Source organism: Vibrio sp. 10N.286.45.E10, from assembly GCF_002874195.2.
Taxonomy (GTDB): domain Bacteria; phylum Pseudomonadota; class Gammaproteobacteria; order Enterobacterales; family Vibrionaceae; genus Vibrio; species Vibrio crassostreae.
The window spans coordinates 1194356-1206402 of the sequence record NZ_MCWD02000001.1; the positions used below are offsets into that span (position 1 = coordinate 1194356).

Below are 12047 nucleotides of genomic sequence, written 5' to 3' on the forward strand. Positions count from 1 at the left end.
TCAAAAGGGGTAACCAGTAACGCATAAGAGTAAAAACAGCTTAACTAAACTCACTAGATATTAAATGGGGCTAGCTAAGACAGAAACCAACTCTAACGTTTAATATTGCTTTAAAATGTGAAGATATAGACAAATAATCCAACCGTTAGTTCCGCAATTATCAGAACTTTGAACTTAGCCAGTTTCTGATTTTATCGAAACCAATGTGGTACTTTAAACCACGCTAAGGTTGCTCTTACCTCTCTATACTGTACCCTTGCATTATGACTGTTTAACATGAACGAAAGATGAATAATCCTGAATTTTGGCACAATAAATGGGCAGCCAACCAAATTGGTTTCCACCTCGAAGATGTAAACCCACTTCTGATTAAATTTTGGGAAAAGACCGAGCCTAGCTACGAGAAGAGTGTGTTTGTTCCACTTTGTGGCAAAAGTGAAGATCTAATTTGGCTAGCTTCAAAGCATGAAGATGTTCAAGGTGTCGAGTTAAGCCAGATTGCGGTTCGCGCATTTTTTGCCGAGCACCTTTACACGCCGACTGTGACTCAAATTAGCGGTCAGCACGAGCTGTACCAATTCGATGAATTGAACATCTATACAGGCGACTACTTCACAGCGCCAATCCAGCCTGTCGATACCATTTATGATCGAGCGTCTTTGGTCGCATTGCCTGAAGAGATGCGAGTGCAGTATGTAGAGCGTTTGAAACAACTGCTGAAACCGGGCGGTAAGATCCTCCTGGTGACGCTGGATTACGACCAAAGCGAGATGGCGGGGCCTCCGTTTAGCGTACCTAAACTAGAGATCGATCAGTTATTCGTGGGCTACAAGATTACATTGTTGAATCAGGACATCGCAGACGATGAACATCCGAAGATTGCAAAGAAAGGCTTATCTCGATTCAGTGAAGAAGTGTATTTGATTGAGTCAGACGCTTAAATTCCGCAAGCTTTCAAGCGAAAAGAGCGCTCAAATAAATAAGATAACACCAACAAAAAAAGACGGGCTCGATAGCCCGTCTTTTTTATTGTTGAGATTTGAAGTCGCGATTATTCAGAGTTGAATAGCTAGCTAGTAGATCACTTTTACTTTTGACGCGCTCTCAATAGCATCTTCAATCGCTGTCTCAGTGCTGTTGCGACGAGTAAGCGCTACACCGAGACGACGGCGACCATCGATATCAGGTTTACCAAACAGGCGAACTTGCGTTTGTGGCGCGTCTAACGCCTCTGTAAGACCTTCAAAACGAATGTTAGTTGAAGTGCCTTGGCCCAGAATAACCGCTGAAGCACACGGGCCGTATTGCGTGATGGATTTAATCGGCATACCTGTAAAGGCGCGTACGTGCAGTGCGAATTCCGATGAATCTTGAGACATCAATGTTACTAAGCCAGTATCGTGTGGGCGAGGGGATACTTCGTTGAAGATTACGTGATCGCCTTTAACAAACAGCTCGACACCAAAGATGCCGCGACCACCTAGTGCGTTAACCACTTGTTCAGCCGTGTATTGCGCAGCTTTCAGAGCGTTATCTGACATGATCTGTGGCTGCCATGATTCACGGTAATCACCGTCTTCTTGGCGGTGACCGATTGGCGCACAGAAATGAACACCGTCGGCTGCACGAACGGTAAGCAGTGTGATTTCGTAATCAAAGTCGATGAAGCCTTCGACGATCACACGACCTGCGCCAGTACGACCACCTTCTTGTGCGTAGTCCCAAGATTTTTGGATGTCTTCTTGTGTTTTTATAACGCTTTGGCCTTTGCCTGAAGAACTCATTACTGGTTTCACAACACAAGGCATGCCTACGAATTCAACAGCGGCTGAGAAATCTTCGAAGGTGTCTGCGAAGCGATAAGGGGAGGTGCTCAGTTTCAGCTCTTCTGCGGCTAGACGACGGATACCTTCGCGGTTCATGGTTAGCTTGGTTGCATTCGCAGTTGGAACGACATTCAAACCTTGTGCTTCTAGCTCAACTAACTTGCTGGTGGCAATAGCTTCGATTTCAGGAACCACGTAATCAGGTTTTTCTAGCTCTATGATAGCTTGAAGTGCATCGCCGTCTAACATGTCTAATACATGGCTACGATGCGCAACTTGCATTGCTGGTGCGTCTGCATAACGGTCACAAGCAATAACTTCCAAACCTAAACGTTGGCACTCGATAGCAACTTCTTTGCCGAGTTCACCTGAACCTAATAGAAGTACACGAGTAGCATTTTCACGAGTAGCAGTACCAAACATAGAAATTCCTTCCGATCTTTTGAACGATTGATTGAAAACGGGGTGATCATACTTATTTCAATGACAAAAGCAAACGTTTGCGCAAGTTGTTGCGTTAATTACAGATATAAAAAAAGCAGCCCTGTTAAATAGGGCTGCTTATTTAAATTTTTGTTAATTAGATGTACTTAGATTGCTAAGTAAGTCACTGGAATGTCGGGATTAATCGCTTCTAATGTAGATTGCGTATCCGCTAGGTGGCTGATGCTACCTTCTGCGATTTCAACCAAAGCAGCACTTTCAATTTGTTCAAAATCGAAGCCCGCCAGTTTAAGTTGAATCAATGCCACTTGCAGAGGGGGCAGGCTCGGGTTAAACGCAGCATTTTCTGCGTAAGCACCCGTGAAGATCTCACCTGACGTTAGTTGTAGTGAAACACCGCTTAGGTTTTTGGTGTAAGGAGCATGGCTGCGGTTTAGTGCTGCTAACGCTTCTACAACAATAGGCGTTGTTTCTTCGGTCGTGTACTTATGATCAAGCTTAGTCATTAGGCCAGTTGTTACACCTAAGTCTGCAGGGCCGAACGAGTCTGGCAGGTACTCCTGCAGAGACATTTCATTACGCTGTGGAAGCTGAACTTTAAGTTCTTTTGCTGTTGTCAGTTCGTTCATGAATTGACGACAGTGACCACAAGGACTGAAGTTGATCGTGATATCTGAGATACCTTGTTCGCCTTTCATCCAAGCGTGGCTGATTGCAGATTGCTCTGCGTGAACCGTTTGACCAAGTTGAGCTCCGGCGATTTCAAGGTTTGCACCAAAATACAGAGTACCAGATAAACCGCGCACGATTGCACCAACATAAAAGTCAGATAACGGAGCGTAAGAATACGCTGCGGCAAAAGGAAGTAGCGCAATACGTAGCTCGTCATCCGCTAAACCACTTGCTTGCAGTAAGCTAGCAAATTGTTCTGGAGACAATGTCGCGTCAAAGTTGTCTGCTAATACGATGTCACTCAAAAGTGCTTTGATTTCTGTTGGAGCACTTTCCAGCGCCAGGGTAATACGACTGTTCATGTTGAATCCTTAATTGACCTTAGGCTTTAAGTTTATGCAATACTCAGGAATTTTCTGTGACAAGGATCACTATTAAATTGTTGTTGTTACATTGGTTTGCATAATTAGAGTGAGGTCACACTTGAAATCGATTACAAGAGCCATTTATACAGTTGATATCGCACTTATTGCTCGTAAAAGACCGTGACTTGACTGCTCTTGCTGAATAAATGCGAATAAAAAGCCCAAACAGACACTGTAAGTAACAGCATTCTGGTTGGGCTGAATCGCGTAGTGATTGTTTCGATTAAGAATAGAACCAAACTACAAGCGAAAATATACTCGGTGCGATAATCGAGGTAATGACGCCACAGAGCACAAGCGCTAGAGAACTGAATGCAGCGTCTTCCTGATTCTTTTCAGCACATGTCGCAGTACCTAAAGCGTGAGACACGGTACCCATGGTTAAACCACGCGCGATAGGGCTCTTAATACCTATGAGATTGTAGATTGGGTAAGCAAAAATTGCCCCAAACAGACCAACAATCAATACCAGTATTGCTGCAATGGCAGCTTCACCACCTAAATGGCTTGATACTTCCATCGCAATTGGCGTGGTGACTGATTTACCTAACAAACTCGCAATCAAACTTAAGTCCGCTTTAAAAGCCACGGCGATGAATGCCGTTGTTGTCATCGACATCACACTGCCTAGCGTGCAAGCAAAGGTGATGATGCGCCAGTTAGCTCTGATTTGAGGGAGCTGTTCATAAAGCGGATAAGCAAGTGCAACAACCGCAGGCTGCAGCATGTAGGTAATCCATGTGTTGTCTGCATAGTAAGTCTCAAACGGAACTTTGAAGAACGTGAGTATCGGAATGATGATACCAATGCTGATCAGCAGGGGATTACACAGTGGTGAGTTCACTTTTTGGCTGACCCAGCGAGCAAACAGGAACACCACGATGGTGAGTAAAATCCACATGATCAGTTACCTCTCGCAAGCAAGCGGTCTAAGAACCATGATAGAGACACCAATACGATCAGAGTTCCGCCAACTGCACTTGCCATGATTGGCAAAGCATTGGCGATAAGCATGTCGAAGTGATCCATTAATCCAACACTGATTGGGACGAACAATAAGATCATCAAACGAATAATCAGACTGGCTCCGGGCTGTACCCAATGTGAAGGGACGATACCTATCACCATGGCAGTAAATAGGATCAACATGCCAAAGATACTGCCTGGGATAGAGGTCTCTAGATATTGTTGTAACGCGTTGCCTGCAGTGAGAGCACCTATGATTAAGGTGAATGAGATTAAGCAGTAAACGAGTTTGATCAATCTTTCTTTCAAAGTGTCACATCTCTTGATAATGAATTAACTAGCTAACTTTTCTACGTACTGATAAACCGCTTTCAAGATGGCCATTTTCTTCTCGTCGCTTTCATGTTCATGCGCGAGGTTTTCAAGGTTTAGCATGTAATCTTCTAAACGGCTCTCATAATACTCACGACAGTGGTTAGCCCACTTAAGTTGTTCAGCTTCGTCTAGCGTCCATGGAAAATGGCGAGCGCGGTAACGGAACAACAAAGGCTTAATGCGTTCGTCACTAAAAGTGATGTCCAGTGCTGCCAAGTTATTTGGGTCAGTTTCGCGAATGATGTTCATTGCGGTCTTATCTGCTGGAGAGAAGAAGCCATCGTAAAGGTGTGTGTCTACATCATCGCTTTTTTCGTATTCACGTTCTTGTGAGTACAAGCCAATCAGCTTTTCACGAATCTCTGGATGTTCACGTAATAGAGCTAGGTTCTTCAAGCACTGCTGACGGTCAATGCCGATCGTTTCTGCGTTTTCAGCTGTCAGGGTTTTTGCTGGTGCGAGAATTGGGCACTTGTTGAGTTGTACCAGTTTGATTGGTACTGGCAGTTCGTCTTCAGCAAGCTCGCTGCGCTTGGTATAAAGCCTTTCTCTTAGTTCATCCGCATCCATTTCCAGTAAAGGGCTAGGATCTTTCGCTAAATCCACAACGATAACGGCATTTTGGTTGGTCGGGTGCCAAGCCATAGGAACAATCCAACTTGTGTAGTTGCAGTCACGACCAAACATGCCTGACACGTGCATTAACGGTGTCATGTTGACGATGTCGACAAGCTCATTCAACTTACGCTTGTGGCGCATGTTGTAGAGGTAATCAAACATCTTAGGTTGTGCGGCTTTCAGCTTTTTCGCGAGTTCGATAGTTGCGATAACATCGGCCATCGCATCGTGCGCGTTCTCATGTTCAATGCCATTTGCCACAGATAGGTGTTCCAGTTTAAAACTTGGATAACCTTCTTCGTTCTCTGGCCAAACAATGCCTTCGGGGCGAAGTGCGTGAACAGCACGCATGACATCGAGTAGATCCCAACGTGAGTTGCCGTTCTGCCAGCTCCATGCATATGGGTCGATGAAGTTTCGGTAACAGGTGTAACGCGTTACCTCGTCATCGAATCGGATGCTGTTATAGCCAAGGCTTGTGGTGTTTGGTTTTGCAAGCTCTGCATGAATCTTGGCGATAAACTCAGGCTCAGGTAAGCCTTGAGACATGGCTTTTTGTGGTGTGATGCGAGTGATCAGCGCAGCTTCAGGTGCAGGAAGATAATCAGCAGGAGGTTGGCAGTAGATAACCAAAGGTTCTCCGATAACATTGAAATCTTGGTCGGTACGAACACCTGCGAATTGACTCGGACGATCTTTCGCTGGGCTCACGCCCCATGTTTCGTAATCGAAAAAGAAGTAGGTTGGCTGATTATCTGAACTCATTGAATTTCCTGAACAGTAAGCGGACGACGTTGACTGTGGCTGAAGGTTAGTTTTGTTCAGTATCTGATAGTATGCGGTACGCGTGCAACCCAGATCACAAATAAATTGCCGGAAAACGGTGCTTTACTATTCAATCGAGTCAACAGGGAAGCTTTTGAATCGAATTGTGGCGATTTCTTCGTAACGGTTCTGCCTGTTTACGGTTTAGATGAGCGGCGGTGGTGGAGAGTCAGGGTTACTATCAAGGTACAGATGTTTAAGCTATCAGACGACCGTTTAAACCGTTACATCTTCATGCCTAATGCTCTCCCCAATTTAGTTGTCTTTCGGCAATATAATTCACTTAGCTTAGACGATTTATTGAGTATTTATGAGTGTAGGGGTAATCATGTTGGATAGTTCTACGTGTCTCATTTTTAATACTGTTTAAAACTTATGTTTAAACTGGCTAATACAGAAACTTAATATTTCATTTTTATTACAGATCAATGTTAATACTGGTTTGTTTCATTTGTGAGACTATATTGCAACACGGTGATCTATATAGTGATTCATTTAAATAAAATGCTTGGTTATTACTTTTGTTTATTGTGCAGACATTTTAAATAAAACGTGTTTTATAAAAATAATGACGTATAAAATTAAAGGGATTAAGTGTAAAACCAGTTTTATATATAATTAATAAAAACACCTAAATACCACTATTTTTGTTAGTGTTATTTATATCAATTTGCGTGATCTTATTCTCACTGCGCCTCATTTCTTTATAAATTAGTGTCAATGTATATATTTTATAAATAGGATTGCTGTTACTTAATTGTTAACTCTGATTAACTATTAGGTAACCCTAATAATAAAGCCGATTTTATATAAAGGATTAAAGAAATGAACAAAATTTTTAAGGTTGTTGCTGTCTCTGCACTTTCTATCTCTTCAGCGAACGTTTTCGCTGTGAGTGACACTTTTGATGCAACACTAGAAGTAAAACAAGCAATTACAATGACAAAAACCAGTGATCTAGATTTCGGGATCATCACTTCAGATAACACAACAGATGTTGTTATCGCTCAAGGTGATGCGGGAGCTGCGGCATTTGCGCTTTCTGGAGAATCAGGTGATGCAGTAACAGTAAGTATTTCTGACACTAACTTAGTTAACGGTGCAAATACGATTGCGGCGGAATTCGACTTTAATAGCGCTATAACCCTAACGGGTGGTAATGCGAACCTTAATATTGGCGGCACTGCACGTACTTCAAGTGCAACATTAGTTGCTGGTACTTATACTGCAAACGTTGCAGTAGATGTAACTTACCAGTAATTAAATGAAATCAGTATAATATTGTGGCTGTTGTAGAGCAGCCATTTTTACGATGAAGTTTCTATTCAAATACGCGATTTATATCGGTCTGACGTTTTATTCAAGCCCGTTTCATGCTCTGGAAATCATTCCTGAAAATATGGAGGTGAAATTTCCGGGTATGTATATCTCTGGCTCGGGGCAAAATGCTGATGCTAATCCGGCTAATAGTCAGATTTACGTAGTTCGATTTTATGTTGAAGGCGAGCCTGGTAAAAAGATCGTGGTTTCGCTCCCCTCTAAGCAGTACCTCAACCATTCTCGTAAATCCAAACGTCTTCGTATTAAAAAGTTCTATTTTGGTTGCGGCTTATCAAAGCGAGGCAGAGCCAAAATCAAAGGCAATGGAAGAAGCAAACTACTGTGTATTGGTGCACGAGTGAAAATCGGCGCTAATCATCCCGCTGGCGTTTATACCAGTACAATTCCTTTTGAGGTTAATTATAAATGAAGTTGTTTATCTCATGTGTTCTCGGCTTACTTTTCACGGCACAAGCCTCTGCTCAACTCCTAATCGCTCCAACTCGTTTTGTCTTAGATGCTGATACCTCTGTGACGGAAAAAATCGTGGTGGAGAACAATTCGGATGAACCGATTCGATTGGAGATCAAACCAATCTATCGACCAGTCAAGGCCAGTGGGTTAGTTCGTACCGACGCGAATATTGCTGAGTCTGAAAATATCGCTGATTGGATTAAAGTGTCACCGCCGATTATTCGTGAATTGAAACCCAACCAAAGACGCACTGTTCGCTTACGCATGAACGCATTGCCAGACGACATGCCAGATGGCGAATATCGAGCTTACCTATGGTTTTCGCCTATCGCGAAGGCTGTTGAAGCCTCACCGCCTGATTTATCCAGAAAGGTTCGTTCTAACAACGGTTCTGCGTTTCAACTCAACTTTCATATCAACAGTTATGTCCCGGTTTATGTACAAAAAGGTGAGCAGGTACAAGATGTGAAGTTTCAATGTGATGATCAGAACCTCAAGATCACGAATGACGGTAATTTCCAGTTCAGCGCTAAACTGAATGTCGACGAACACAGCGAAAAGGTGGTGTTACTTCGAAATGCAGAATTAACCAAACCGCTACCAAAGGGCTCGAAAGTTTCATTGGTGCAGAACGACCAGCCTTTGTACGAATGTGTTCTGTAGCTTGAACTGTGTGTTGCCAGTGATTGTGCGCTCAACTGAGTGACGACAAGATCCATGTTTCAACATTTGGCTTGTCGATTTGCCTTGCTTTGTTCACTGTTTCCATTTGTCGTTCTTTCGCAGTCAGAAGGGGAAAGTGAGGCGATTGAGCTTTATCCTGCTCATATCGAAGTTCGAGTAGGGCAAGTCGGTGATAGTTTCTATCGTGTCATGATGGATGATTACGAAGAGCCGTTTATTTCGATATCAAATGCCGCGTTTTCTCTGCTAGAGATGAATGGGCAGTGCGATGAGAACGGCTATTGCGAAATCTACTTGCCACAAGATGTAGGCAGAGAGTCACCTCCTTATATTGTTGACTCTGAGCAAGCGCTTTGTTATCGCGATGACAACAATATCCAGTCGATCAAATTTGAAGTGATTGACTCAGAAACCTACATCCACTGGTACAGCTTACAAGCCTGTATCCCTGCCAAAATCCGATGGGACATTGATGACTATCGGCTAACCGTTTCCCCGGAATTCAGTTCGTTAACCGAGTTGGAAGCAGTGATCTCTAAGATCAAAAATGAATCCCGTAAGAAAGCCGAAGAGTTGAAGCGTGCCAGTAATACTCCAGTTATAGAGCCACTTGCGACCGTGGGTTTGGCAACAAGAGTGGCGGCTTCTGTTTATCACGATAGTGAAACCGGCGGCGATGTTTACGCCATTTCCGACACTATCCTAAGCACCGAACATTCCTTATCTCGCTTGTCTATAGACTCACGAGAAGATAACCCCATCGTTTACTACAACATTGCGGTAGAAGCTCATGAAGGTGAAGGCTCTTTAGAAATAGGTCATGTGTTATTGGATGGCAGCGTTTTTACCGTCAATCAAACATTGGAAGACGGCCTTTATTACACTAATCGAAAGCGACAACCTGAGTTTGGTAACCTGCAATTAGAACGTACCACCCAGCCTAATATTAGTATTGATGTGTTGGTGAATGGCATCTATCAAACCACGTATCGCTCTGATGAGTTTGGACGCTTTGTTGTTGAAGAAGACAACATCTCACCCGGTGACACCATCAAGTTTCGTTACTACCTATCAAAGGGAGTTTGGAGAGAAGAAGAGATCACGGTAGCAGGTTTAGAAGATGCCTTTCTTCCTAGTAATGAATGGGGCGTTCAAGTCGTCGGGAATGAAGGAGCAGATCGAGCGGGCGCCGTCTCTTTGGAGTACGGACTCGCGGATTACTTCACCGTAGGCAGCGCCTTTATGAGACAAGACGGTAAGGACCTGATTGGTTTTCAGGGGCGATACTTGCCCACCCATTGGTTTGCAGGTCACATCGGTTGGTTACCTGATTTCGACCGCTTTCCAATGGAGTTTGATATCTTGTTGGGAAGCGACCAATCCGCTTTGATAGAGCTCAATAAAACTGATGAATTAGATTTGGAGTCGATGGAGTACCACGTCTTCAAATATAACCTTTCTCTAGCCAACCTAACCGCATTTTTGACGGTGAGAGATGACGAGAAAGAATTGAGTGTCGAGCCCAAGTTTAACACCAAGGTATCTCCCAACTTATTTCTTTCTTATGCTGGCGACTATCGTTATATCAAGAGCTCCCATAAAGACGATTATCTACACACAATAGGGTTAGCCAAGAGCGGATTTTCAGACACATCTTGGAATGTCTCGGGCACAGTGAATGGCTCTGGACACCATGAACGAACCGAGTTTTCGTTAAGGAACGCGTGCAAAGAGTGCATATTGGACCCACTTAATGCTTTTCAAGAACTTACGACTAATGTATCCGCAAGATATCAAAAGCAAGAGGTGTCATTTTCGGCTTCTCTAGAAGCGCGGGTGAACCCTTATCTGCTCTTCAAATTGGAAGGAAACGAAGACCGTTATGGTGTGGAGGTGACCACTGAATTTGGCGCTAAAACCTATTTTGATGAAGACTTCGGTGAGTTTGTCGAATGGAACCGATACAACCATTCTAAGCTGACTGGAATTGTTTATGACCACCACAAGCAGCCTATCGCGGGTGTAAGCTTACAAATACTGGACCAACGTGCGGTGAGCGATGCAAAAGGGCGTTTTGAATTTTCGAGTGTTCCTGCTCGAAGCAATCTGCCCATCTATATCGATGAAGGGGCGTTAGACCTAAACCTCACACCGATTCAAAACCCTGTGTTTGTGAATACCAAACAGGTTGGATTAACTCATGCGAATATCGAAATGGTGGTGTCATTTGGGGTAGATGGCATAGTGGAGGGCGCTATCGAGAGCAATGCATATCTGCACTTCAAACACATTCAGAAAGGGACTGAGTATTCGAGCGAAATCGAGAGCGATGGCTTTTACATGGTAGAAGGGCTGATCGCTGGAAAGTACATTATCACCTTAGAGATGGGCGACAAAAGATACGTGCAAGGTGCCGAGCTAGAAGGGGACTTTTGGGTAAGCGACTTAACATTCCAGCTGATCGACTTTCATAAGGTCTATTAATGCTAGTTGAGGCTGAGAATCGATGTTCTCAGCCTTTATCTTAACGCTCACTAGTAGACGCAGGCTTCCGCTACCGTGAGGGTTTCTCCTGAATGGAGATCTTTTATAGGGCGCATGCCGACTTGTTCTGCTGACATTTCACGATAGATCACCTGATTTCCCTCCGGCGTGGTATTGATAGCAGTGACCTCAAACAGAGAGTTTCTATTAATGAGTACTTCTAGTTCATCATCGCGCACCGTGGGTATCACGATACCGTGTTGACCAAGATTGAGCTCAAAGCGCGAAAGTTGCCCATTATGAAAAGTATAAGAGGATGTTTTCGAGATAGACGTCGATAAGTAGGAAGAGGGGCTGACGATATCTCCAACCTTTACGTTCGATCCATAAGGAGAGAGTAAGCTCTCACCGCGAAAAACCGTCCCTTGGTATTTGATGCCATTTTTGAACGCAGAATCGATTTCTTTCACTAACGATTCTGTTTCCTCATCCATCCTACCTTGTGCTAAGCCCCTTCTTATTGGCTGGTAAGCATCGTATTGATACCTTTCTAAGGCTTCGATCTCACTATAGCTCAGCTCTTGATTTTGCATTCCTGCTTGCTGATAAAGCTGCGATCGAATCTTAGCAAAGTCCCCATAATTCGATTCAATTCCTGGGTCGGACATATCTTCAATAATGGCTTCAATGTTATCGGCACTATAGAACTCAGCGTTATATTTGAGTTCAGCAAGAGAAGTAAAAGGTATCGCCGTAAGGCAAAGGGCAAGTAAGTAGCGAATGTGCAAATTCTTCATTTTAGTAATTATAATTGTTGTATTAATAGCTTTCTATTATATGTGATATGCTCTCTGTTTAATAATAAATATTCCGTATCTACCTGATTATTTATAGATAATTTACGCTCTAATTAGTAAAGAAGATAATTGGACGT

The 12047-nt window shown here is 43.5% G+C and carries 11 protein-coding genes; 5 read left to right on the top strand and 6 right to left on the bottom strand.

Annotated elements, in window-relative coordinates:
• Positions 1-287 precede the first annotated feature (287 nt).
• Positions 288-941 (top strand): thiopurine S-methyltransferase, encoded by a 654-nt coding sequence (locus tag BCU34_RS05255; protein WP_102479949.1) that lies wholly within the window; start codon positions 288-290, stop codon positions 939-941.
• 132 nt (positions 942-1073) lie between these two features.
• Here BCU34_RS05255 and purT read toward each other — a convergent pair whose 3' ends face one another.
• From purT to sbcB, 5 genes are all read right to left on the bottom strand, one after another.
• A complete protein-coding gene (gene purT, locus BCU34_RS05260; protein ID WP_102479947.1) occupies positions 1074-2249 on the bottom strand; it encodes a formate-dependent phosphoribosylglycinamide formyltransferase in 1176 nt (391 codons plus the stop codon).
• Between the two features lie 167 nt (positions 2250-2416).
• On the bottom strand, positions 2417-3304 hold the full coding sequence (gene cdd, locus BCU34_RS05265) for a cytidine deaminase (protein ID WP_102479945.1): 888 nt from the start codon (positions 3302-3304) through the stop codon (positions 2417-2419).
• A 286-nt stretch (positions 3305-3590) separates the two neighbouring features.
• A complete protein-coding gene (locus BCU34_RS05270) occupies positions 3591-4268 on the bottom strand; it encodes an LrgB family protein (RefSeq protein ID WP_102479939.1) in 678 nt (225 codons plus the stop codon).
• Between the two features lie 2 nt (positions 4269-4270).
• Positions 4271-4642 carry a CidA/LrgA family protein gene (locus BCU34_RS05275; RefSeq protein WP_102479935.1) on the bottom strand — a complete coding sequence of 124 codons (372 nt, stop codon included), beginning with the start codon at positions 4640-4642 and terminating at the stop codon, positions 4271-4273.
• Positions 4643-4666: 24 nt separating this feature from the next.
• The gene (sbcB, locus tag BCU34_RS05280) at positions 4667-6091 is read right to left on the bottom strand and encodes an exodeoxyribonuclease I (RefSeq protein WP_102479932.1); all 1425 of its coding nucleotides are present in this window, start codon (positions 6089-6091) and stop codon (positions 4667-4669) included.
• An 885-nt stretch (positions 6092-6976) separates the two neighbouring features.
• Here sbcB and BCU34_RS05285 point away from each other — a divergent pair.
• The 4 genes from BCU34_RS05285 to BCU34_RS05300 are packed head-to-tail and all read left to right on the top strand — an operon-like array spanning position 6977 to position 11113.
• A complete protein-coding gene (locus tag BCU34_RS05285; RefSeq protein ID WP_102479077.1) occupies positions 6977-7411 on the top strand; it encodes a DUF4402 domain-containing protein in 435 nt (144 codons plus the stop codon).
• A gap of 52 nt (positions 7412-7463) precedes the next feature.
• On the top strand, positions 7464-7901 hold the full coding sequence (locus BCU34_RS05290; RefSeq protein WP_102433211.1) for a DUF4402 domain-containing protein: 438 nt from the start codon (positions 7464-7466) through the stop codon (positions 7899-7901).
• Positions 7898-8608: a molecular chaperone gene (locus tag BCU34_RS05295; RefSeq protein ID WP_102479078.1), complete on the top strand. Its 711-nt coding sequence runs from the start codon at positions 7898-7900 to the stop codon at positions 8606-8608. The genes BCU34_RS05290 and BCU34_RS05295 overlap by 4 nt, the downstream gene beginning before the upstream one ends.
• A 54-nt stretch (positions 8609-8662) precedes the next feature.
• The gene (locus BCU34_RS05300) at positions 8663-11113 is read left to right on the top strand and encodes a carboxypeptidase-like regulatory domain-containing protein (protein WP_102479079.1); all 2451 of its coding nucleotides are present in this window, start codon (positions 8663-8665) and stop codon (positions 11111-11113) included.
• A gap of 50 nt (positions 11114-11163) precedes the next feature.
• Here BCU34_RS05300 and BCU34_RS05305 read toward each other — a convergent pair whose 3' ends face one another.
• Positions 11164-11910: an ADP-ribosyltransferase gene (locus tag BCU34_RS05305; RefSeq protein ID WP_102433214.1), complete on the bottom strand. Its 747-nt coding sequence runs from the start codon at positions 11908-11910 to the stop codon at positions 11164-11166.
• Positions 11911-12047 lie beyond the last annotated feature (137 nt).